This window comes from Oecophyllibacter saccharovorans, from assembly GCF_006542375.1.
Taxonomy (GTDB): domain Bacteria; phylum Pseudomonadota; class Alphaproteobacteria; order Acetobacterales; family Acetobacteraceae; genus Oecophyllibacter; species Oecophyllibacter saccharovorans.
In genome coordinates, this window is the sequence record NZ_CP038143.1 from 1,442,220 (window position 1) to 1,464,622 (window position 22,403).

Consider the following 22,403-nt stretch of genomic DNA (forward strand, 5'->3'; position numbering starts at 1 on the left):
TGGCAGAAGGGCCGGCAAAGCTGCCGCCAGGAAAAAGGAAGTAAGGCCTCCCTATGACAGATACGTCTCATGAACAGCTTTCAGGCCCTCAAGAGCAGGTCGCTTTCCAGCATGATGCCCATCTCGTGCCTCCTGGCACGCAAATCGGCCATGGCGGAAAGCTTGAGGAAGCGCGTGAGCTGTTCCTGAAGGCCTGGGACACCCTGAAGAAATATCTGAAGGAACATCCGGGGCTGGTCTGGATGGTGATCGTCCCCAACATCATTTACGGCATCTATCTCTTCGGCATTGCGAGCCCGCAATACATTTCCGAGACGCATTACATGGTCCGTGGCGCGCGGCTGAGTGCGGGGCTGGGCACGCCGCTCGGCATCATGATGCAGACGGGTGAAGGCGGCGTGACGAGCGAGAACACGTTTGCCGTCCAGGATTACATGATCTCGCGCGATGCCATGAACCTGCTGATGAAGCGGGAAAACCTGGCGAAGGTCTACAACCGGGCCGGCGCGGATTTCATGGCACGTTACCCCAACTGGCACTCGCATGAGAACGATGTCACGCTCTACAAATATTACAAAGGGCATGTGATCTCGAAGATCGATTCGGAAACCATGCTGAATGTCCTGAAGGTCAGGACGTTCAATCCCGCTGATTCCCAACGCCTGGCCAATGCCCTGCTGAAGGGCGGCGAGGAGCTGGTGAACCGCATGAATGCCCGCCAGCGCGCCACCATGATCGGGGCCGCCCAGCAGGAAGTGACCGAGACCCTGCGTCAGCTGGCCCAGCTGCGGGTGGAGCTCACCGCCTTCCGCGGCAAGACCGGTCTCATTGATCCTGAAAAGCAGACCATGCCGCTCGTGGGAACGGCCTATGCCCTGCAGGCGATGCTGACCTCGACGCGCATGCGCCTTGAGGAGGTGCAGCGTACGGCCCCTGACAGCCCGGCAATCCGCGTCTACAGGCAGCAGATCGCGACGCTGAAGAAGGAACTCGCCACGGCCAACAGCCATCTGACAGGTGCCCAGGCAGCCCTTGTACCGGAGCTGAGCGAATATGACGTTCTGCTGCTCAAGCGGCAGATCCTGGAGAAAACCCTTCTGGCGGAAACCACCGCCCTTGAATCGGCCAAGGAGCAGGCGCGGCGCCAGATGGTGTTTCTGGAAGTCGTGAGCGCGCCCAACTATCCGGCCTATCCGGAATATCCCCCGGCGCTGACCTACCAGCTTGTTTTCTTTGCCTGCACGTACAGTCTGTATATCATGGCCCGGTTGATGGTTGCCGGGGCACGAGAGCACAAGATCACATGATCCACACGCCGAAACGTCGCGTTACAGAGCCGCCCATAAACGGGCTGCATGAGCTGGCACGTGATTTCATGATGCAGTACAAGGTCATCCATGCCCTGATCATCCGTGAAATCCATACGCGTTTCGGGCGTGAAAATCTGGGCTTTCTCTGGGTAATCGGTGAGCCGATTCTCTTCTGCGGCGGCGTGGCCATCCTGTGGACCGCCATCCGCCCGGCCAAGGAACACGGCCTGGCCATGACAGCGATGGTGGTGACAGGCTATGTGCCGCTCACGATGTGGCGCCACTGTCTGGGGCGTGCGCTGAAAGCCTACGAATCAAACGGCAGTCTGTTCTATCATCGCCAGGTCACGCCCTTTGACATCATCGTGGCGCGCAGCTTTCTGGAGATCATCGGCACCATCATGGCCGGCATGATCGTCACTGTCGGGGCAATCGGGCTGGGCTACATGGCCCCGCCGGTCGATTACGGCCTGCTTGTTCTGGGCCTGGTATATCAGTGTGTGTTCTGTTTCGGCTGTGCCCTGGTGGCAGCGGCGCTGAGTGAAGTGTCCGAGCTGACTGAAAAGATCGTCGGCATCTTCAGCTATCTGGCCCTGCCGGTAACCGGCGCCTTCATCATGGTGAGCTGGCTGCCGCTGAAATATCAGTGGATTCTCCTGCTCTCTCCCATGGCCAACAATGTGGAGATGATTCGCGGCGGCCAGCTGGGACCGGAAATCCACGTTCAGTACGATCTGTTTTACGACACCTGGATTACCGGCCTGCTGGTGATCGTCGGTATCATCCTGACTTCCAAGGTCCGTAAGTTCATCGAAATCAACGGATAGGGGGCGCAATGCTGTATTGTCGGGATGTCGTCAAGGAGTTCCATGCGCTCGGGGGCAAGCGGCGGGTTCTGGACGGGGTCAATCTTCAGCTGGCGCCTGGGGACAAGCTGGGCATTCTTGGCCATAACGGCGCCGGCAAATCGACGCTTTTAAGGCTGATCGGTGGTGTGGATCTGCCGACTTCAGGCGTGATCGACCGCCAGATGAGCGTGTCCTGGCCCCTGGCTTTCACAGGCGCCTTCCAGGGCAGCCTGAGCGGATTGGACAATCTGCGTTTCATCTGCCGCATCTACGACCGCGACTATTATGAGACGCGGGAATTTGTTGATGATTTCGCCGCATTGGGCCGGCAGCTGCTGGAGCCGGTGAAGACCTATTCTTCGGGCATGCGTGCCCGTCTTGCCTTTGCCCTGTCATTGGTGATCGAGTTCGACTGCTACCTGATTGATGAGGTCATCATGGTGGGCGATGCCCGCTTTTCAGCCAAGTGCCATGCGGAGCTCTTTGAGAAGCGGGCTGACCGCAGTCTGATCGTGGTCTCTCACGACATGAATTTTGTCAGGGATTCCTGCAACCGGTGCAGTGTGTTGCGGGATGGAAAGATGATCGACTGTGCCAGCATGCAGGAGGGGATAGACATGTACTACAGTTACTAAATTACTATTTCTCAATGTAGGTCATAAAATTTCCTTTTTGGTCATGGATGATTAACTGTTCCAGGATAAGGCCGTGGTAGGTCACGGCCTGTGGTATGGATTTACGGGTAAAAGTGGTTTAAATGAAAAAGAATCATAAAATAAAACGTATCCATCAGGTTCTCCTGCAGGCGCCGGGGACAGAGCAGAGAAAGCTTCCAGGAGAGTTGGGCCGTAATGCCGCAGCCCTGAGAAGCATTTATCCCGAAGCGGATATCAAGATCTGGCGCGATACGGATATCCGGAATTTCCTCGAGGAATTTTTCGAGCCTGACGTCCTGGAGGCTTATGATACTCTAGTTCCCTATTCTTATAAGTGCGACCTGGCCCGTTTCGCCCTGCTGTATGTTCTTGGCGGCATGTATGTCGATCTGGGCGTTTACATGCAGCGCCCCTGGCAGATTCCGCTCGAGCGCCCGATTGCCGCTTTCCGGGATGTGACCTTCGTTTCTCCGAACTGGACCGCCGTGCAGACCGGTCTGCTCTGGGCTGAGCCCGGACGGGAGGAATTCAGGCTGGCGATCGAGGAGATCATCCATAATTGCCGGACCCGCTATTACGGCGCCAATCCCCTTTATCCGACCGGTCCGGTCGTATTGGGCCGTGCTTTTCTGAAGGTGATGACCGATCAGGGACGCGCACCCAGCGTGGATGACCAGCATGTCGGTGCGTGCCGTTGTGTCACGCCTGAGGCTGAGATGCTGAATGTCGCTTATGTCTCCAAGGAAGGGGCGGTGGTGGCCCTGCGGTCAAAACGCAAGCCTGGGGACCTGAGTCATCTCGGCATCAAGGGCGCCAATAACTACAACCAGATCTGGAGCAGGCGCCAGGCTTACGGCGAGCCTGTCAGCAGCTGGCAGGCCAATGACCTGCAGATCCAGGTGCAGAACGGGGCCTTCAAGCAGGACGGGCTGATCCATCTGCCCGAGCAGGTTGCCCAGTCCCTGACCTATGGCCCTCACATCACCGTGGAGCCGGGTCATTACGAGTTTTCACTGCAGTTTGAGCCCGGAACGGAATTCGATTTTCTGCGTCTTGACATCACTACGGCCGGCGGTGCGCGCATTCAGAAAAGCAGCGTTCTGCGTGCAAGTGCCATGGATGAGGACGGACGGTGCACGTTTGAGCTGCATGTGCCTGAAAGGCTGGAGAATGTTGAATTTGTCCTCCACCAGCTCGGCACGTTCAAAGGGGCGCTGAGGGCCTTTCAGCTGCGCCACCGCAAGCGCTGGAGCTGGTCGGCTGCCGGGCCGCAGATCAAGTCCCTGGGGGCTGCGCGTCAGACGCCTGAGGGGATCGCCTTTTCCTTTCTCTCGCGTGGCGGTCGCATCAATTACGGGCCTTATGCATCCATTCCCGCCGGCCGCTATGCGCTGAAACTGTTCTTTTCCGCCGATACGGTCTTTTCGCATGTCAAGGTCGATGTAGCGACGGGGGCGGCCCACCAGACCCATACGCGCAACCTGCGCAAGTTCAGTGACCTGGACAAGGACCATGCCCTGACTGTCCCGCTCGTTTTTGATGGACCCATGGAGGACGTCGAATTCCGCCTGCATGTGAACCGCTTCTTCAAGGGAAAGCTGCTTCAGTATCAGCTGAACGAAATCTGAGCTCCACTTCAGAAGACTTGCTGCCACAAAAGGATAAGATTTATGGTTGATGAGAAATTTCAGGAAGTGGAATACCTGCATCAGGTGTTTATCGTCGATGACTTTAAAACACCTACAGTTCTGCCCAAGATGCTGGAAGAGCACGCCCAGATTGCACGGGATTTCTACCCTAACGCAAAATACAAGCTGTGGGGCGGAGAAGAGCTGCGCCGGTTTCTCAAGCAGCATTTTGAACCCGAAGTGCTGGAAGCTTTCGATACGCTCACCCCTTATTCCTATAAATGCGATCTGGCACGTTACTGCCTGATGTATGTCTATGGCGGGATCTATTTCGATCTGGCCGTGAAGATGCTGAACCGGTGGGACATTCCCAGCCATTACGGCATGGCTGCTTTCACGGAGGTTTATCCGGGCATGGATTGCTGGGCCTGCGTGCAGACCAGCCTCCTGTGGTCGCGCCCCGGACGGCGGGAGTGGGAAATCATCATCAAAGAGATTGTTGATAACGTCCGTAACAGATATTACGGCCCGCACGATCATTATCCCACCGCCGGACCCCTGCTCGGGCGCAGCATTGCAGCCGCCATGCTCGAGCAGCCTCCTGGCACGGATGACCAGTATATCGGCGAGATCCGTTACATCACACCCGAGTGTGAGCTGCAGAACGTCACTTTCGTCTCGCCGGACCGCACTCTGGTTGCAGCGCGCAACAAGCTGCGGGCGGGTGACATTGCCGAGCTTGGGGTCACGGGCGCCAATAATTACTGCCATATCTGGCGCGCCAAGACGGTTTACGGTGAAAAACAGCATATCTGGAAAGCCACGGACCGCCACCTGGTCGTTGATGAAGTCGGTGAGCGGACAGCGCGGGGAATCTATATTCCCAAAGGGGCGCAGGGACGGGTCATGTACGGGCCTTTCACACAGCTGCCGCCTGGCAATTACGTGATGGACATCAACTTCTCTGAAGACACCCGTTATCAGAAGTTCTACCTCGATATTGCCAGTGATGGCGGGAACGTGCTGTTTGATGTCGAGTTCGCGCTTCCCGCAGGTGCGGAAGGCCGCCATTCGGAGCGTGTGTATTTCACCGTGCCGGAAGGGGCGAAGGATCTCGAATTTCGCATGAGGGTCTTTGGAGACTTCTCGGGAACGCTGGAGAGTATCGTTGTTACCCGGCCTGAGGAATATGAATGGGAAGCCCATAATTCCCGCATTGTTCTCGATGAAGCCGGCACCCTGACACCGGAAGGCATTGTCATCCGCCAGGGTGAGAAGGGCCGGGTGATGTACGGGCCCTTCGTCAATCTCGAGCCCGGGCTTTATGAGCTGCGGCTGGAGTTTGACGAAAACACGACTTATTCCAGGATTCAGATCGGTGTTTCCGGAGACTGGAACAAGCACAAGCTCGCGTTGCGCGAGATGGGGTCGGACCGACGGAGCTACCATGGAGAGGAGAAGATCTTCTTCAAACTCACCGAGCCCATGGGTGGGGTGGAGTTCTTCCTTTTCGTTGACGGAAGCTTTGAGGGAACGCTGAAAAAGATTCATCTCCAGCCTACCCAGCCGGGCTCTCCTGCTTACAGTGTCGGTCAGGCGCATCTCAGGGAACATGCCCAGCAGGCGGTGCGTCCGTTCTCTGACCAGGCTGCAGGCGCTGCTCAGTCTGCAGACCATGAGCCCAAAAAGACGCTGCTTACTTCCCTGCGCCGGAAGCTCCGTCTCTGATCCGATTATCGGTCAGCTTCCCAGACAGGAATCTGACGATATTGGCGGCAGATACCGGGTTATGAAAAACCTCCTCCGTGATTCGCACGGAGGAGGTTTTTCTTTGAAACGGTTCGCACACTGTATCAAGGGGTGCGGTAATCGCTGCCCTTCACGCCGTTTCCCAGCCACAGCATGTCCCAGTAATGCAGCTCCGGCACCGTGAAGGTGATGAACCTGCCGCTGCGGTCCTGTCCGCTCTGGTACTTTACTACCTGCGGCTGGCCGTGTTTCAGGTCGGGGCTGGCGAAGTAGAGCGTGCCCAGCTGCCGGGGTGCGGAGACATACATCCTGACCTTGAGATCCTTGAGCGGCTCAGCAGGGGCTGCAATGCCTTCAAGGTCACTGACATCATGGAAGGAGACAGGGCTCATCTTGGTATAGTTGAGCAGGTGCAGGACATCAAAGCCGCTGCGGTGATTCTGGATGAGCCAGATCTTGCCGGGCGCAGCCTGGGTGCTGGCCGGGGCATTCTCGACTGTGGGAGCTGCCACCTGGGCAGGATGGATGTTGAGCCTGAGAAGCTTCTCATTGGCCACGCCGAAGGTCTGGTAATCGTATTCCGCCTGGATCATTTCAGGCGTTGTGGGCAGCATGCGCCCGATCGGGAAATCATCGTTGGAGATGAAGCGGTCTCCGTCCGCCAGCCAGGCATGATGTGCGCCGACAGCCAGCATGGTCCCTTCCTGGTACAGAACGCCCGGCAGGTTGAAGGTGCAGGGATGGGGGCTGTTCTGCGCGACTTCGCATCTTCTGGAAGCGAACAGTTTCTTGGCCATGCCCATGTCCCAGTCCAGGCCGATATTGCGGGGCGTGCGGTGGGCCCATTGCCATACCTGGCGCGCCTTGGTGAGGAAATCGCCGAAATTGCCGATATCGGTCGGATTGTTCCACAGCTCGTCGAAGTGGTAGACCTCGCGGCCTGACTGCACCAGGTCCTGCTCGTTATAGGCGCCGGCCGGGTTGAAGGTCATGGGCAGGTGCAGGGCATTGGTGGCATGGATCAGGAAGGTGGAATCCGTCCTATCCATGATGATGCGCTGAGCCTTGCTGTTCCAGAGCGGGCGGTAGATGGTGCCGTAGGTGTCGATGAAGATGCCGTCAAAGCCGTATTTCTTCTGCCACCTGCGCGCCTGGTCGATCCAGTAGTTCTGCCAGTCAATGTTGTTGGGATCCATGTAGCCGATATTATCGGTGAACTTCCACAGGTCCTTGAGGGTGCATTTGTCGCCGCAGGGCGCGGTGAACATGCCCCATGACAGCTGCACGCCGGAATGGTCATGCATGAAGTTGGGCGCAATGCCGACATTGACCGCGTAGAGCGGGAAATACATCAGCGTGCCCATGTGGTATTTGCGGGCATTCTGTATGTAGTCGAGAACGAGTTTTTCGCTCTGGTCCTCTCCGTCGCCATTGACCCAGTGCTGCTCGGGCACCCAGGGATAATGCCAGCGATAGAGGATGTTGTAGAGCTGGAGATTGTTGCAGTGCCAGGCATTGAAACCGTGGACATTCTCGTCAGGCGGCGTTTTGACGACCGGCGGCGCGTTGCCCCATCTGGTCCAGGTTGCGGTGACCCAGCACTGGCGCGGATAGGTCGCCCAATCGGGTGAGACATCAATGGCACCTGCCTGCCGGTCCGCTTCATGGCCCTGCGTGTCGGTCAGGGAAAGATCCAGGTAATAGCCCTGCCAGTCAGGCAGGCCGCGGGTGGAGAGCGGCAGGTCCATCTGGCGCGTCTCGCCAGGCGCCAGGCTTGCGACCGGCAGGGTGCTTTCCGGGCCGACTTTAACCCCGCGTCCGCTCATCTGGGTGTGCAATGTGCCTGTGAAGGGATGGTCAAGCCGGTTGTGCAGGGTGATCTGCAGGGTGACCGGCTGGCCGGAAGCATAATGGGAAATGTCGGTGTTGACGCTCTCCAGCAGCGGCCCGGTCAGCCGGGGGCCGGGCTGCGGCAGGGCTGTTGGCTGTGTCTGTGCCGACGGCGTTTCTGTTGCCTGCGTTTCTGTGGCAGTGGTCGCACAGGCCGCGAAACCGGCGAGCAGGAGGAAACCCAGTGGAGGCTTCATTGAATATTTATGAAATTTCAACAGATATTTCATCTTTGGTTATAATCCCTCCGGATATTTGGAAAATACAGAAAAAATCTTGTGCAAACTCATAGCCCATTATTCTGCATTCTGCCCAGCCAAGTCGAAGGGAGAATGACGGAAAGACGAACAAGGATCTTCAGGAGGGCAAAACGGAAAGAGAGCTTGGTCGGTGGCGGGCGATAGCCTATAAGGCAGGGTGAGATTCTCGTTCGCATTTTCTCTCAAGGCCATGTCCGTATGATCGCAGCCCACTCCAGTTCTGCCGTTTCGCCGGTCGTGCCGGTCATTCTGTCCGGCGGGGTGGGCACGCGGCTGTGGCCGGTTTCGCGCGAGAGCTTTCCCAAACAGTTCTGGCCCCTGCTGAGCGAGAAGACGCTCCTGCAGGAAACCGCCCTGCGCAGCCACAAGGCCGGGCTGGAGGCCCCGCTGGTGGTCTGCAATGAAGAGCACCGTTTCGTGGTGGCGGAACAGCTGCAGGATGTGGGGATCACCGAGCGCCGGATCGTGCTGGAGCCCATGGCGCGCAATTCAGCGCCTGCCATCGCTGCGGCCGCCTTTCTTGTGGCGGAAAAAGATCCCGAGGCCGTCCTGTGGGTGATGGCGGCTGATGCGGCCATCAAGGACCAGGAAAAGCTCGAAGCGGCGCTGGAAAAAGCGGTGACTGTGGCCCGCGACGGGCACGTTGCCACATTCGGCATGAAGCCGACACGGCCTGAAACGGGGTATGGTTACATTGAGCGTGGCGAGGAGCTGGCCGGGGTGCCCGGCAGTTACCGCGTGTCGCATTTCCATGAAAAGCCCGAAAGCGCTGTGGCCGCCGAGCTGTGGCAGCGCCCTGAATATTACTGGAATTCAGGCATGTTCGTGGTGCGGGCCGATGTCTTTCTCCAGGAGCTCAAGGCACACGCGCCTGAGATCTACACGGCTGTGGAGAAGGCCGTGGCCGGGCAGAAGCGGGAGCGGGATTTCATCCGCCTTGATGGAGAGGCCTTTGCCGCATCGCCTGAGATATCGGTCGATCACGCCATTGCCGAGCGCACTTCGCGCGCCGCTGTCGTGCCCGGTGACTTCGGCTGGTCGGATGTGGGAAGCTGGGATGCCGTCTGGGAGCTGCAGGACAAGGATGCGCAGGGCAATGTCGCCACCGGCAACGCCTATCTGGAAGACACCAAGAACTGCTATGTCCGCTCGGACGGCATCGTTACGACGCTGACCGGCGTTGAGGATCTGGTCGTGGTCGTCACGACCGATGCGGTGATGATCTCCCACCGCGACCGTGCGCAGGATGTCAAAAAGATCGTCAAGCACCTCAAGGCGGAGGGGCTGCCTGAAGCCACGCGCCACCGGCGCATGTACCGGCCCTGGGGCTTTTATGAAGGCCTGATTGCCGGCGAGCGCTTCCAGGTCAAGAGAATCGTGGTGCATCCGGGCGGGAAGCTCTCGCTGCAGAAGCATTTCCACCGTGCCGAGCACTGGGTGGTGGTCGAAGGCACAGCCCTGGTCCAGCGCGATGAGGAAGAGCTCCTGCTGCGCGAAAACGAGAGTGTCTACCTGCCCTTGGGCTCGGTGCACCGCCTGGAAAATCCGGGCCGCATCCCCCTGAGCCTGATCGAGGTGCAGTCAGGGCCTTATCTGGGCGAGGATGATATCGTGCGTTTCGATGACATATATTCGAGGTAACCTGAACCGGTTTTCCGGCAGCGCCCTGAAATTGGGTCTATAATCATGATGTTTCAGGCGGACAGGGCCCTTTGGGCGAGGATGGACGGAAGATGACGCGTTTTGCACCAGGTGGCAGAAAATACCGGACTGATCCGCCGATCCGCATTTTCCAGAACAGGTTTCTGGAAAGCTTCACCCTGACGCCTTTCCGGGTTTTCTTCGCCTGCTGGCTGGTGATCCTGTGCCTGGCCTTCTGGCTGGCGGGCACGCAGGCGCTTTCCTGGCCTTCTCTTGTGCTGTGGTCGGTGGTGGGGTTCCTGATCTGGTTTCCGTGCGAATACGTCGTGCACCGTTACCCGTTTCACTGGCAGCCCAACCATCCGGCCCTGAGCCGGCTGGTCTATGTCATTCACGGCAACCACCACATCCAGCCCAACCACCCGCTGCGCACGCTGATGCCGGTGGTGGTCTCGCTGCCGATCGGCCTCGGCCTGCTGGCGCTTTTCACGGCCCTGATCGGCAGCGCGCGCGGCTGCAGCCTGTGGGCGGGGTTCCTGCTGGGCTACGTGGTGTATGACACCGTGCATTACGCCTGCCACAACTGGCCCATGCGCCGCGGCATCGCCCGCTGGGTGCGGCGCCACCACATGCTGCACCACTACCGCAATGAAGACACGAACTACCAGATCTCCTTTCCGCCCATTGATTACGTGATGCGCAGCCAGTTCCGCCGCACCGTCAGCGTGACGCATACGGTGCGCAGGCAGAAGGTGCAGAGCCAGCTCATCGGCACGCCTCCTGCGCCCCAATCCAAAATCAAGCCCAAATCACAGATGCAGCTCAAGAGGCGACCGCAGAAGGTCGAGCCCGGCGTCATCCAGGAGAGCAAAGCTGGCTTCTGACCGGCCCGAAGACGCAATCTGGCTGGATGGCCGCAATATCGGCCGCTCGGGGGGCACAGGCGTTTCCACCTATGCCCGCACCCTGGCAGACGGCCTTGCGGAACTCGGCCGCAAACCTGGCTGGCTGCTGGACCGCCTTGAGCCTTCCACCCGTTACGCCAAATCCCCCACCGTCATGCGCGCCCTGGCCGGGTGTGCGCCCCCGCTCCAGCGCCATGCTTCCCCAGGCTGGCTGGCCCGGGAGGCTGAGACAGCCGGGCAGGTGGCGGTTTGCGCGGATCTCTACCGCCTGGCGCATCTGCATTACCGCTATTACGGCCGCCTGCTGACCCTGCGCGTGCCAAACCCGCCGCGGGTCATGCATTGGACCTACCCGCTGCCCCTGCGGCTGGCGGGCAGTGTCAACATCGTCACCATTCACGATCTCATTCCCCTGACCCACCCGCAATTCTGCGGGATTTCCCGAAATCGTTTCGCCAGGCTGCTGCAGGTCCTGTGCCGGGAGATGGATGAGGTCGTGACGGTGTCAGAGACCGTCCGCGAAGAGATCGCCCGCTACCTGGCACACCCGGCCCGCAAGACCGTCAATCTTTCCCAGGGCGTGGGGTTCAGCGAGGCGGAGCGCTTCAGCTTTGCTGCAGCGCCGCAGATCGCCCCGCCCGGCGCTTTCGTGTTCTTCGGCCGGGTGGAGGGGCGCAAGAACATCGACCGCCTTCTGCAGGCCCATGCGCTGTGCGGCACGCGAACGCCCCTGGTCATTATCGGCCCTGAGGGCGAAGACCGGCCTGACTGCAGGCCGCGCGGCCCTTCAAGCCAGGTGATCCGCCTGCCCTGGAGCGCGCGCGCCTCGGTGATGCGGGCGCTCTCAGAAGCCAGGGGACTGCTGTTTCCCACCCTGGCTGAGGGCTTCGGGCTGCCGATCATCGAAGCCATGGCGTTGGGCACCCCTGTGCTGACCAGCCGCGGCGGCGTGACCGAAGAGGTGAGCGAGGGGGCAGCGCTGCTGGTGGACCCCTGTGACGTGGCGGAAATTGCTGAAGGCATCCGCCAGCTTGACGCCCTTGCAGAACAGCCCCAGGCCCTCGCGCGCTGGCAGGAACGCGGGCGGCGGCGCGCGGCCGGTTACGGCATGGAGGCGCATCGCCGGCGCCTGAAGCAGTTTTATGGCCGCTGGGTGTCTTTCGGCCCGGATCATGGGGCGTGATCCCGTTCTGGGGCTTACCTGCCTTCGATCTCGCGCAGGATGGCCTGGTACAGCCCGGCAGGCGTCAGGGTGACGGGGTGCGCTGAGTGCGGGGTGGTGACCGTTTGGCCCTTGCTGAAACGCAGCATGACATAAGGGGTGTGGCGCGCCGGCTGGGGGGCACGCGGGTCAAGCGGCGCAAGGGCCGGACGGTGATCGCCGAAAAAGACCAGCAATGCTTCCCGCCCGCTTGCCGCCAGCGCCTGGGTGAGCGTTTCCAGCAGCCTGGCGCCATTATGGGCGTGATGGTGCCAGGCCGCCCTGCCGCTTGCCTGCCCCGCGCGCCCGGCAGCCCAGGGGCCGTGATTTTCCATCGTCACCGTGTAGCAGAACACGGGCCCATCCCGGTTGATCTCTTCGGCCAGGCGTCTGCCGAGGGCCTGATCGCTGACATAAGGCCCGTTTCGATCAGCCGGGGTGAAAGCGGTCTCGCTGACCATCTCCGTGAAGCCGAGCTCAGGCATCAGCCCGATGCGGTTGTAGAAATGCAGGTTGTGCGGGTGCAGGAAGAGCCTGCGGCCGTAGAGATGGCGCAGGCGCCGGGGGAGGGCGCAGGCGCGATCCCGGGTTGCGGTGAGGAAGGGATCATAACGCCTGAACCCCAGCTCTTCCTCGCTTCTGCCGACCAGCACGCCGTATTCGCTGCGCATCGTGTAGGCCCCGAACCCGCTGACTTCCAGCTGCCCCCATTGGAGGGCCTGGCCCTGGGCGCGTGCAAGCTCGGCAAAGCCTTCCCGGGCCGGGACGATGTCAGCGGGGTCGGCAAATGATTCGCACTGCACGACCAGGACGATCTCAGGCGCTTCGGGCGCCAGGGAAGCTGGCAGGGCGCCTGCTGGGGGCGGAAGGGTCTCGTGCCGCCAGTGCCAGCTGTAGAGCAGCAGGGCCGGCAGCAGCCCGAACTGCCCGACAGTCGCGTGCAGCTCGGGCCGGGGGGCGAGCCTGCGGGCCATGGAAGGCAGGGTGAAATGCAGCACGGCAAGGCTGGCCCCCATGAGGGCTGCGCCGATCAGGCGCGGGGCAAGCGCTGGGGAAGACTGCCAGATGACCAGCAGGATCAGCCCTGCCAGGCCCGGCACCAGCAGCAGGCGCGTCGGCAGGGGGATGGCCTGCAGGTAGAAGCGCGGATAGCGGAAAAAGGCCGGGATGACGGCAAGATCGGTGAAAACGAACGGCTCGCTCAGGAGACGGTTCTTGAGGTTGGAGCCGAGGACCAGCACCAGCAGGACGACCGCGGTCAGCAGCAGGGCCAGCAGGGGCGCGCCGGTCAGCATCAGCAGCAGGCCCGACAGGGCCAGGACGGGCAGCCAGCGTGCCGGCAGTCCCGCAAGCCCGCGCAGCAGGCGAGCAGGGCGGGGGCGGCAGAAAAGATCGCAGAGTTCTCCCAGAAGAAAAGTGACGCCGAGCATCAGAAAAAGGACGGACATTTCTTTCTTCCAGTTTTTCTCCCCGGATTGTCAGACCCTGCCGCGGCAGGGGAAGCCTGCGTAGCGGAAGGCCGTACGGGATCACGACGGTTATGGCGGATGGGCCTGCCTTCTGTCACCCTGCCTGGGCGGGACGGAAAAATTAAAAAGTCTTTTCTTTCGGGCTTAACGGAAAATTGGCGTATTTCACGGCAATACCCTAACCTTGAAAGGCCATTGCTCAAGCGCCTTGAGCCTTCCTGTCATACTGCCATACTGCGTATGGAAAAGCCCTTTGTCCCGAAACAGTTGCGTGGAACTTCCATGAAATGTCTTGTCACCGGTGGCGCCGGTTTTGTCGGCAGCCATGTGGCCCTCAGCCTGCTCGATGCCGGTCATGAAGTCACAATCCTCGATGACCTGAGCACCGGCTACCGGGAAGCTGTGCCGGCCCAGGCCGATTTTCACCAGGTGGACCTGGGCGATGCGCAGGCCACCAGGAATGTGGTGGAAAGCCAGGACTGGGACGCCGTGCTGCATTTTGCCGCCCTGTCGCTGGTCGGCCATTCCATGCAGAAGCCTTATTATTATCTGGGCCGCAATACCCAGACCTCGCTCAACCTGATTGAGGCCTGCGCCACTTCGGGCGTCAAGCGTTTCGTGTTCTCCTCCACCGCCGCCCTGTTCGGGGGCGAGGACCGCACGCCGCCCATCGCCGATGACGCCGAGATCGATCCCGGCTCGCCTTACGGGGAGAGCAAGTTCTTCATCGAGCGCGCCCTGGTCTGGGCGGACCGCATTCACGGCATGCACCATGCCTGCCTGCGCTATTTCAATGCCGCCGGCGCCGATCCCCAGGGCCGCTCGGGCGAAGCGCACCAGCCTGAAACCCATCTGATCCCCCTGGCCATTGACGCGGTTCTCGGCCGCAGGCCCGGGCTGAAGCTGTTCGGCAATGATTATCCGACCCGCGACGGCACCTGCGTGCGCGATTATATCCATGTCACCGACCTTGCAGACGCCCATATCCGCGCCATCGGCCAGCTGGGGGACCGCTCGGTCACCTACAACCTGGGCAACGGGCGCGGCTTCACCAATCTCGAGGTGATCGAGAGCGTCGGCCGCGTGGCCGGCCGGCCCGTGCCCTGGGAGTGGGCGCCGCGCCGCGAGGGCGATCCCAGCGTTCTGGTCGCCGATTCGTCGCGCATCCGCCGCGAGACGGGCTGGACGCCGCGTTATGCCGAGCTGGACCAGATTGTCGAAACGGCCTTCCGCTGGCGGGAAGCGCATCCGCATGGCTTCAGCGCGCCGGCCTGAGCCAGCGGGGGATACGTGTCCATCAAGCCGCTTCTGCGCCTGCCTGAAACCCGTCCGCTGGCTGAAGGGTCCGGGCCTGGAGAAGACCTGACCCCACACCCGCCTGTTTCTCATGGGTCTGGCTCTCACGAACCTGTCTCGCTGGCGCGCATCTGGCAGGCTGGCGTAGGGGGCGCGTTCTGGGCGCCTGAGCCCGGAGGGGAAAGCCCCCTTCCGCCCATCGTGGTCTCACTGGGCGAAGACCCGGAAGGGGCGTGCGCGCTCAGCATGCAGGTTCTCCAGCTGCTCGGGCGCACCGGGGTGGAGGCTGCGGAGGTGGGGGTCGTCTTTCCCGAGCCCGGCCCCTTCGGGCATGTGGGCCTGCGTGAGGCGGCCAGCTGGCGCGGGCTTGCACAGGCCCTCAGGCGGGCGGGTGTGCGGTGTTTCGTGGCGCCCTGTGCGCCGCAGCCGCTGCTGCAGGCGGCCCGGCTCGTCCTGGCCGGCAGTGCGGAAGATCCGTTCGCCCTGTTGGGCAAGGGCGCGGGCCTGCCCGTGTGGGTCCTGCAGGAAGAGGGTCTTGCCGAGCTGGAACTGGAGGCGGCGGAGCGCATCAACGGCGCTTTCCGCTACCGCCACCCCGTGAGCGGCGCGCCCGTGCCGCCTGGCGAGATGCTGGGATACCTGCGCCATTACAGAGCTTTGCTGCAGGCCAACCGCCGGATCGGCGCGTGTTACGGCATGGCGTGGTGGAAGCGGCGGCGCATGCGCGCTTTCCTGTTTCAGGGCGCTGGTGAAGCGCCGCCGTTCCACTTCAGCGGCCGGCGTGCTCTTGAAGCTGCGCGCAGACGGGGTGGGGCGCTGGCCGTATGGGCCGCCAAAGTGACGCCGGGCCTTGAAGCGCGGGCGCTGTCGCTGGGCGTGCCCCTACTGCGCATCGAGGACGGCTTCATCCGCTCGCTGGGGCTTGGCAGCGGCTTCCTGCCGCCGTGCTCCATCGTCTGTGACGGGCGCGGCAATTATTTCGACCCGTCGCGCCCCAGCACGCTGGAGCATATTCTGGCCACTGCGGATTTCACGCCTGAGCTGCGCGGGCGTGCCGCACGGCTTGTGGAGCGGCTGAAGCGCGAGAAGGTCTCGAAATACGGTGCTGGGAGCCAGTCCAGCCAGGGGGAGGCTGGAGACCGTTTCACCGTGGACCGCGCGCGCGCCGCAGGCAAACCGGTCCTGCTGGTGCCGGGGCAGGTGGCCGATGACCTGTCGGTGCGGCTTGGCAGCGGCGAGGTCAGGGACAATCTGGCCCTGCTGAAAGCCGTGCGTGCGCAGCATCCTGAGGCCTGGATCGTCTACCGCCCCCATCCCGATGTGGAGGCAGGCCACCGCCACGGCGCCCTGGCCGACAGCGAGGTGCTGCAGCATGCAGACCAGATCGCGCGCGGCGGCACGCTGGTCGAGCTGCTGGAGCAGGTGGACGCGGTGCACACCCTGACCTCGCTGGGCGGTTTCGAGGCCTTGCTGCGGGGCCTGCCGGTCACCACATGGGGCACGCCCTTCTATGCCGGCTGGGGGCTGACCACCGACCGCGCGCCCATCCCGCCGGGCCGGGGGCGGGCGCTGACCCTGCTGGACCTTGCTGCTGCCACACTGCTGCTCTATCCCCGCTACCTGGACCCCAGGACGGAGCTGCCGTGCACCCCTGAAGTGCTGCTGGACCGCCTTGGCGAGCCTGACCTGTGGCAGCCGGGGCTTGCCATGCGGCTGCGAAAGGTTCAGGGACAGGTGAGCCGCTGGCTCGGGCGCCGCAAGGTGCGCCTTGGCAGGCGGAAGCGGCCTGGGGAGACCAGGGAAGGGGGGACACGCGCCCCTGAATTCTGCTACCATGAGGGGCGCGTTCCTGAAGGCGGACGCGACAGGGCCCGCCCGCAGGCCAGGGGCCCCCAGGAAGGGGAGGGAGCGTGAAACGCGAGAAAGCAAGTCCGGTGAATGACAATTTTACGGCGCCGTCGCTCCCGTCCTCTTCAGTTTCAGGCCCTTCAGGTCTGCCCGCGCGTGAGAAACCCGTTCTGGCGGAAGGGGAACTGCCCCCGGACTGGGACAGGGAGCTTGAGGAGGAGGGACGGCCTGTCCGGAACTTCCTGCTGCTCCAGGGGCTGATGGGCCCTTTCTTCCAGTGGATGGGCGAAGGGCTTCGCCGGCGGGGCCACGGGGTGTGGAAGGTCAATTTCAACGGCGGCGACGAGCAGTTCTGGCAACTGCCCAACGGCATTTCCTACACCGGCACGATGGAGGAATGGCCCCAGACCCTGCGCACAATCCTCAAGCAGCATGAGATCACCGATGTCCTGCTGTTTGGCGATTGCCGCCAGCAGCACCGGGTGGCCACGGCCCTGTGTGCCGAGCTGCACATTCCCGTCCATGTGTTCGAGGAAGGCTATATCCGCCCTGACTGGGTGACGCTGGAGCTGGGCGGCGTCAACGGCCATTCCACCCTGCCGCGCAATCCGGACTGGTACAGGCGCACCGCTGCCCGCCTGCCGCCCCCGCCGCCCCACATGAAGGTGCCTTCCTCCTTCCGCCGCCGCGCCTGGGAGGGGGTGGTCTATAACACGGCAACCATTCTGGGCAAGAGGCGCTATCCCCACACGCTCAACCACCGTCCCTGGCCACCATTGGTTGAAGGCGTGGGCTGGCTGCGCCGCCTGGCGCGCCGCGGCAAAGCCCGCAAGCGCAGTGCCAGGCTGCTCAAAGAGCTTCAGGGGCGGGAATACATGCTTTTTCCCCTGCAGCTCGATGCCGATGCGCAGGTGCGCCTGCACTCGCCCTTCAGTGACCTGCGCCAGGCCATCCGCCTGGTGATCGCCTCCTTTGCCAACCATGCGCCTGCCGAGCAGCTGCTGGTCATCAAGGAGCACCCTCTCGATAACGGCGTGCGCAACTGGCGGAAATACGTAGCGCGGATCGCAGCGGAATGCGGGGTTGCCGAGCGCGTCCGTTACATGGAGGTGGGCGACATCGCCCTGGTGGTGCAGGCGGCGCGCGGGCTGGTGACGATCAACAGCACCACCGGCACCCTGGCGCTGGCTTCAGGCGTGCCGGTGATCACGCTGGGCCATGCGGTCTATGACATGGCGGGCATCACCTATCAGGGATCGCTGAACACTTTCTGGAACGCCCCGCCTCCGCCTGACGAAGAGACTTTCGGCGCGTTCCGGCGCGTCCTGATCGAGCGCTGTCTGATCCCGGGCGGGTTTTTCTCCGATGCAGGGCTGAGCAAGCTGGTCAATGCCGCCCTGGTCAGGCTTGAAAAACACTGCCCCTTCACCTTCGCGGCCAAGTCGCAACGCCAGATGGCGCAGCGGGAGGCGGGCGAATGAACGCCCCCCAAGAGCCGGTCTTCATCCTGGACCTGTCGCGCCTCATGGCCCGTGCAGGCCAGGCGGTGCCGACCGGCATTGACCGCGTCGAGCTTGCCTATGCGGTGCACCTGGTCAGGCATTATCCCGAGCGCACCCGTTTCGCAGCCTACCATCCGCTCGCCGGCTGCGACCTGCTGCCGCCTTCCACCGCCCATAACCTTATCGCCACCCTGCTGGAAGGCTGGGACCGCGGGGAACGCGCAGCCCACCAGCGCGCGAAGAAACTGGCCGACCGGTTGCGCGGCGGGCTGCTGCGTCGCGGCCTGGGTGGGGGATTGTTTGGGCCGCGCCTGCCAGGCGGGGGCGCCAGGGCCAGGCGCTTGCCGGCAGGCAGCGTCTACCTGCTCGTCTCCCACCACCACCTGGGCGCGCGCAAGCCCATCCGCCGGGCGCTGAAGCGCTGGGGGGCGCGTTTCGTGCCGATGGTGCATGACCTCATCCCGCTGGAATTCCCCGAATATGCCCGCCCGCGCGAGCCGCGGCGCCATGAGGCGCGGATGAAGACGGTCGCCACGCTGGCTGAAGGCGTGATCGTGCCCTGCGAGGCGGTAGCAGCCCAGGTCAGGTCGCGCCTGGCTGCGCACAGACGGGCGCAGGTGCCGGTCTGGGTGGTGCCGCACGGCGTGCATCTGCGCGCCCACCAGCCCGATGGGAACAGGTCTCCCGAGCCTGTTGCGGTCGATAAGAGCATGGATAGCCACACTGACAGCGGGCAACGGCCTTATTTCGTCTGTCTGGGCACGCTTGAGCCGCGCAAGAACCACCTGCTGCTGCTCAATCTGTGGCGGCGGATGGCCGAGGAGGGCGGGCCCAAGATCCCGCGCCTGCTGCTGGTGGGCAAGCGCGGCTGGGAGAACGAGAACATCATCGACATGATCGAGCGTTGCCCGGCCCTGCAGGGCCATGTCGAGGAGCATTCGGACCTGTCGGACGAAGAGGTGGTCACTCTGCTGCAGGGCGCGCGCGGGTTGCTTTTTCCCTCCTTCGGGGAAGGGTACGGCCTGCCCCTGGCGGAGGCGCTGTCACTGGGCGTGCCGGTGATCTGCTCGGACCTGCCGGTCTTTCGCGAGGTGGGTCAGGAGGTACCTTGTTATCTCGACCCGCTGGACAGCCTGGGCTGGAAGGCGGCAATCGAGGATTTCAGCGCCAGGGGGCCGCTCTACCGCGCCCAGCATGAGCGGATGGGGCGCTGGCAGTCAGTGAGCTGGCCCCAGAGCGTGGCGCTGGCCCTGGAGCAGGTGGACGGCTGAACGGCGGACCCTGGTTTCAGCCTGGACGGCAGGTCTTACGGCAGGCCTTAATGGCCGCCCAGGGTGTCCTGGTAGGTTTTGCCGTTCCAGATCCATTTGTCGTCATTGTCGATCAGGATGTCATACAGCCCCTGGTGGCGCGTCGGCAGGATGGACATGCCGCCATTGACGGAATCAATCACGTTGTCCCACTTCTTGCCGTGGCGCAGGAAAACGGATGTTGCGCAGCCGGCTGAGCCGCACATGCCCGCTGACTGCAGCTGCACGAACAGCGCCATGTTCTTGTGGCCGGGCGCGAGCGGGGCGGAGGCAGTCAGGATAATGGGATGATCGTGGTGGCGGGCCGCTTCCTTGAGCTCATCAGCGCTCAGGCTGCGCGCCACGGCTTCCAGCCCGCTGCCGGGATGAGCGGTGAGCACGACCGGATGGCCAGCCGGGCGGGGCGCCTGCGGCGCTGCAGCCGGCGCTTTTGCGCGGTGCGTGGCTTTGCGGGCCAGGGCGGGGGCCGCAGGCAGCGTGCAGGCCAGCAGGAGGCCACCCAGGGCGAGGGCGGTTGGAGCGGCGTGGCTGGAGACGCGCAGCAAGCCCGCAAGCGCCGGTTTCAGGGAGAAAGGGGTCACGCGATGCGTCTCCTCACGGAAGGGGGGTGGCGCCTGCAGGAAGCAGGCCGGCTGAAAAGGGTTCGGGCCAGATAATTTATTGCCAGGTGATTTTATTCATGACGCAGGGTGACGACAAGCACATCCCGGTAGGCAGGTTGCCCAACTGCGAGGGCTTCAACCGGGGTGACGCCGTGAAAGACCCGGTGGTCATTGACCAGGGCTGCGTCCAGCGGCTCGGTCAGGGTGAAGGAGCCCAGCAGGGTTTCACGGTCCAAAGCGGTGATGCTGGTCTCGCCTTCGCGGATGTTGTGCCGCTTCACCATCAGGACGAAAACGAAATCAACCCCGTCGCGGTGCAGGCCTTCAGGGGTGGGTTTGCCGTGGCCTTCAGTATCGGCTTCGATGCGGAACTGGTGCACTTCCGCATGCCATGAGGCAGGCCGGCGCTCGGGCGGCGTGAGTTCTGTCGCCAGCGCGCCCGCCGCCTGAAGCGTGGCCTGCAGCGCGGGATGGGCGCTGATTTCAGGCAGGATGGGCGCGAACCAGCGTTCTATGTCGCCGTTGAGCGGGTTGTAGTCGCGGCTCTGGTAATGGGGCTGGGGCGGCTTGGGCTGAATGACAGGCCTGGCAGGGGCCCTGTCGTCCGGCCCGGTTTTCGGGAGGCAGGGGATAGAATAGGTGGCGTAGCGGCGGCGGCGGTAATGGCCGCCATCGGCCATGTAGCGGTCCAGCCCGAGATGGTTCCAGCTTTCAGCGAAGCCGGCCCAGTCCTTAAGTCCGAAGCCCTCGAGGAATTTCCGGTTCAGCTTTGCCGGGACAAAGGCGAACCCCTCTTTCTGCAGGGGGGTGAGGAGGTCGGCAGGCACGGGCGCAGGGGACATGACACACTTACCACTTGTCCTGAAGGCGGAACCTGCCGGAGGGGCAGGCCTGGCCTTCCCGCCCATTATGCGCCGCGCTCCGGCCCTGCGGCAAGGGCGCTGCCTGTGCTGAGCTGTGCTGTAAGAGCCGGGCTGTCAGTGCAGCTGCGAAGCGGCCTTGCCGGGCTGAGGGGCCTTCAGGTCGGGGCGGGGGGGATGGAAGAAGTGGCACAGACCGGCTTTCAGCGCGGTGGGGAAGCCTGAAAGGCCGACCTGGTGGCGGCGGTAGAGGCCTTCATGCAGGACCTCGGCCACGTAGGTGCCGAGACCGTGGCCGCCGAAGGGGCGGTTGCCGCCCTCGCGGTTGGGCAGCATGCCCCAGGCGTTGTAATGGGCCAGGGTCACCACCGCGCCGCGGTCATGATAGACGAAGGGCGGCGGCTCGCGCCCGGCGATCACGTCGGGAATGGCTGTCTTGCCGACATAGATCCCTTCCTGGCGTGCGACCTGGGCAGTGGGGGGAACGGGATGGGCGGCGATGAAGGAGCAGTCGCCGACGGCGAAGATGTCCGCATCGCGGGTGGTCTGCAGCGTGGGCGTGACCACGAGCTGGCCGCCGCGGTTCATCTCCAGCCCCTCGAAAAGCGAGGTGGCCTGCGCTGCCTTGACGCCTGCCGCCCAGATGCGGAGGCTTGCCGGAATGAAGCGGCCGTCCTTGAGCTCGATGCCGTTGTCCTTGATGGCGCTCACCATGCCGCTGGTGATGACGTCCACGCCGATCTTGCGCAGCTGGTTCTGCACGCCTGCCGAGACGCTTTCGGGGAAGGGGCCCAGAACGCGCGGGGCGGCTTCGATCAGGGTGAGCTTGAGAAGCTTCTGCCGCTCCTGCCGCCCGAAGCCCGGCGCCCTGTCAATGGCCTCGCACAGCTCGGCAGCCAGCTGAACGCCTGTCGCGCCGCCGCCGATGATGACCGCTTCCAGCCGTTGGCCGGTCTCGCGCGCCCGGTTGAGGTCGCGGCGCAGGGTTTCGTTGAGGGCGTGGGCCTCATTGATGTTGTCGAGGAAGAAGCAGTTCTCCTGCGCGCCCGGCGTGCCGAAATCATTGGCGCGCGCGCCCAGGGCCACCACCAGCTTGTCATAGGGGAGCACTTCGCCGTTTTCGAGCGTGACGGTGCGGGCCTGCCGGTCGATGGCAGCGGGTGCGCCCTGGACGAAGGTGAAGCCGAAGCGTTTGCCCAGCTTGGTGAAGGGAAAGAGATTGCCCTGGGTGGGGAGGGTGCCTGCAGCGAATTCGTGCAGCGCCGGTTTCCAGACATGCACCGGGTTGCGGTCAACGAGGGTGACCTGCACGTCAGGCGTGTGGTGGAGCTCGATGGCGACATCCATACCGCCAATTCCCCCACCGAGGATGAGGACACGTGTCTTGGAAGACATGGCTATTTCCCTTTCCGTCTGCGCAGTCATGGC

At 62.9% G+C, this 22,403-nt stretch carries 17 protein-coding genes; 12 read left to right on the forward strand and 5 right to left on the reverse strand.

Going from position 1 to position 22,403, the window contains the following annotated elements; all coding sequences use genetic code 11:
• Positions 1 to 53 precede the first annotated feature (53 nt).
• The 5 genes from E3E11_RS06210 to E3E11_RS06230 all read left to right on the forward strand — a co-directional run bounded on the left by E3E11_RS06210 (position 54) and on the right by E3E11_RS06230 (position 6,170).
• Positions 54 to 1,307, forward strand: coding sequence for a capsule biosynthesis protein (locus E3E11_RS06210; RefSeq protein ID WP_141451629.1), 1,254 nt, complete (start codon positions 54 to 56; stop codon positions 1,305 to 1,307).
• Positions 1,304 to 2,137 (forward strand): ABC transporter permease, encoded by an 834-nt coding sequence (locus tag E3E11_RS06215; protein ID WP_194149596.1) that lies wholly within the window; start codon positions 1,304 to 1,306, stop codon positions 2,135 to 2,137. The genes E3E11_RS06210 and E3E11_RS06215 overlap by 4 nt, the downstream gene beginning before the upstream one ends.
• Positions 2,138 to 2,145: 8 nt before the next feature.
• Entirely contained in the window at positions 2,146 to 2,793 is a 648-nt protein-coding gene (locus E3E11_RS06220; RefSeq protein ID WP_141451630.1) for an ABC transporter ATP-binding protein, read from the forward strand.
• Between the two features lie 206 nt (positions 2,794 to 2,999).
• On the forward strand, positions 3,000 to 4,442 hold the full coding sequence (locus E3E11_RS06225; protein ID WP_168189216.1) for a glycosyltransferase family 32 protein: 1,443 nt from the start codon (positions 3,000 to 3,002) through the stop codon (positions 4,440 to 4,442).
• Positions 4,443 to 4,484: 42 nt separating this feature from the next.
• On the forward strand, positions 4,485 to 6,170 hold the full coding sequence (locus tag E3E11_RS06230; protein ID WP_141451632.1) for a glycosyltransferase family 32 protein: 1,686 nt from the start codon (positions 4,485 to 4,487) through the stop codon (positions 6,168 to 6,170).
• Positions 6,171 to 6,295: 125 nt separating this feature from the next.
• Here the strand turns inward: E3E11_RS06230 and E3E11_RS06235 are convergent, their stop codons facing one another.
• Positions 6,296 to 8,278, reverse strand: coding sequence for a glycoside hydrolase family 66 protein (locus E3E11_RS06235; protein WP_168189217.1), 1,983 nt, complete (start codon positions 8,276 to 8,278; stop codon positions 6,296 to 6,298).
• A 261-nt stretch (positions 8,279 to 8,539) separates the two neighbouring features.
• On the opposite strand from E3E11_RS06235, the gene E3E11_RS06240 reads away from it, so the two are divergent.
• The 3 genes from E3E11_RS06240 to E3E11_RS06250 all read left to right on the forward strand — a co-directional run bounded on the left by E3E11_RS06240 (position 8,540) and on the right by E3E11_RS06250 (position 12,070).
• Positions 8,540 to 9,982 (forward strand): mannose-1-phosphate guanylyltransferase/mannose-6-phosphate isomerase, encoded by a 1,443-nt coding sequence (locus E3E11_RS06240; protein WP_141451634.1) that lies wholly within the window; start codon positions 8,540 to 8,542, stop codon positions 9,980 to 9,982.
• Between the two features lie 92 nt (positions 9,983 to 10,074).
• Positions 10,075 to 10,866, forward strand: coding sequence for a sterol desaturase family protein (locus E3E11_RS06245; RefSeq protein ID WP_141451635.1), 792 nt, complete (start codon positions 10,075 to 10,077; stop codon positions 10,864 to 10,866).
• Between the two features lie 175 nt (positions 10,867 to 11,041).
• The gene (locus tag E3E11_RS06250) at positions 11,042 to 12,070 is read left to right on the forward strand and encodes a glycosyltransferase family 4 protein (protein ID WP_141451636.1); all 1,029 of its coding nucleotides are present in this window, start codon (positions 11,042 to 11,044) and stop codon (positions 12,068 to 12,070) included.
• A gap of 14 nt (positions 12,071 to 12,084) precedes the next feature.
• On the opposite strand, the gene E3E11_RS06255 is transcribed toward E3E11_RS06250, so the two are convergent.
• Entirely contained in the window at positions 12,085 to 13,536 is a 1,452-nt protein-coding gene (locus E3E11_RS06255; RefSeq protein ID WP_141451637.1) for an LTA synthase family protein, read from the reverse strand.
• Positions 13,537 to 13,839: 303 nt separating this feature from the next.
• Here E3E11_RS06255 and galE point away from each other — a divergent pair, with 303 nt between their 5' ends.
• The 4 genes from galE (at position 13,840) to E3E11_RS06275 (ending at position 19,474) form a co-directional block, all read left to right on the forward strand.
• A complete protein-coding gene (gene galE / locus E3E11_RS06260) occupies positions 13,840 to 14,832 on the forward strand; it encodes a UDP-glucose 4-epimerase GalE (RefSeq protein WP_141451638.1) in 993 nt (330 codons plus the stop codon).
• Positions 14,833 to 14,847: 15 nt separating this feature from the next.
• Positions 14,848 to 16,767, forward strand: a complete 1,920-nt coding sequence (locus E3E11_RS06265) for a capsular polysaccharide export protein, LipB/KpsS family (protein ID WP_141451639.1) — start codon at positions 14,848 to 14,850, stop codon at positions 16,765 to 16,767.
• Between the two features lie 194 nt (positions 16,768 to 16,961).
• Positions 16,962 to 18,182, forward strand: a complete 1,221-nt coding sequence (locus E3E11_RS06270; protein ID WP_141452192.1) for a capsule biosynthesis protein — start codon at positions 16,962 to 16,964, stop codon at positions 18,180 to 18,182.
• Positions 18,179 to 19,474 (forward strand): glycosyltransferase family 4 protein, encoded by a 1,296-nt coding sequence (locus E3E11_RS06275; protein WP_141451640.1) that lies wholly within the window; start codon positions 18,179 to 18,181, stop codon positions 19,472 to 19,474. Before E3E11_RS06270 ends, E3E11_RS06275 begins: the two co-directional genes overlap by 4 nt.
• A gap of 47 nt (positions 19,475 to 19,521) precedes the next feature.
• Here the strand turns inward: E3E11_RS06275 and E3E11_RS06280 are convergent, their stop codons facing one another.
• The 3 genes from E3E11_RS06280 to E3E11_RS06290 form a co-directional block, all read right to left on the reverse strand.
• Complete coding sequence (locus E3E11_RS06280; RefSeq protein ID WP_141451641.1) at positions 19,522 to 20,094, reverse strand: hypothetical protein; 573 nt, start codon at positions 20,092 to 20,094, stop codon at positions 19,522 to 19,524.
• A 92-nt stretch (positions 20,095 to 20,186) separates the two neighbouring features.
• On the reverse strand, positions 20,187 to 20,957 hold the full coding sequence (locus E3E11_RS06285; protein WP_141451642.1) for a 2OG-Fe dioxygenase family protein: 771 nt from the start codon (positions 20,955 to 20,957) through the stop codon (positions 20,187 to 20,189).
• A 135-nt stretch (positions 20,958 to 21,092) separates the two neighbouring features.
• Entirely contained in the window at positions 21,093 to 22,370 is a 1,278-nt protein-coding gene (locus E3E11_RS06290) for an NAD(P)/FAD-dependent oxidoreductase (RefSeq protein WP_141451643.1), read from the reverse strand.
• Positions 22,371 to 22,403: the final 33 nt, after the last annotated feature.

Coding starts and splice junctions, on each gene's coding strand:
- E3E11_RS06210 (WP_141451629.1), top strand. CDS start 54: ATGACAGATACGTCTCATGAACAGCTTTCAGGCCCTCAAGAGCAGGTC.
- E3E11_RS06215 (WP_194149596.1), top strand. CDS start 1,304: ATGATCCACACGCCGAAACGTCGCGTTACAGAGCCGCCCATAAACGGG.
- E3E11_RS06220 (WP_141451630.1), top strand. CDS start 2,146: ATGCTGTATTGTCGGGATGTCGTCAAGGAGTTCCATGCGCTCGGGGGC.
- E3E11_RS06230 (WP_141451632.1), top strand. CDS start 4,485: ATGGTTGATGAGAAATTTCAGGAAGTGGAATACCTGCATCAGGTGTTT.
- E3E11_RS06235 (WP_168189217.1), bottom strand. CDS start 8,278: ATGAAGCCTCCACTGGGTTTCCTCCTGCTCGCCGGTTTCGCGGCCTGT.
- E3E11_RS06240 (WP_141451634.1), top strand. CDS start 8,540: ATGATCGCAGCCCACTCCAGTTCTGCCGTTTCGCCGGTCGTGCCGGTC.
- E3E11_RS06245 (WP_141451635.1), top strand. CDS start 10,075: ATGACGCGTTTTGCACCAGGTGGCAGAAAATACCGGACTGATCCGCCG.
- E3E11_RS06250 (WP_141451636.1), top strand. CDS start 11,042: ATGCGCGCCCTGGCCGGGTGTGCGCCCCCGCTCCAGCGCCATGCTTCC.
- E3E11_RS06255 (WP_141451637.1), bottom strand. CDS start 13,536: ATGTCCGTCCTTTTTCTGATGCTCGGCGTCACTTTTCTTCTGGGAGAA.
- galE (WP_141451638.1), top strand. CDS start 13,840: ATGAAATGTCTTGTCACCGGTGGCGCCGGTTTTGTCGGCAGCCATGTG.
- E3E11_RS06270 (WP_141452192.1), top strand. CDS start 16,962: ATGGGCCCTTTCTTCCAGTGGATGGGCGAAGGGCTTCGCCGGCGGGGC.
- E3E11_RS06275 (WP_141451640.1), top strand. CDS start 18,179: ATGAACGCCCCCCAAGAGCCGGTCTTCATCCTGGACCTGTCGCGCCTC.
- E3E11_RS06285 (WP_141451642.1), bottom strand. CDS start 20,957: ATGTCCCCTGCGCCCGTGCCTGCCGACCTCCTCACCCCCCTGCAGAAA.
- E3E11_RS06290 (WP_141451643.1), bottom strand. CDS start 22,370: ATGTCTTCCAAGACACGTGTCCTCATCCTCGGTGGGGGAATTGGCGGT.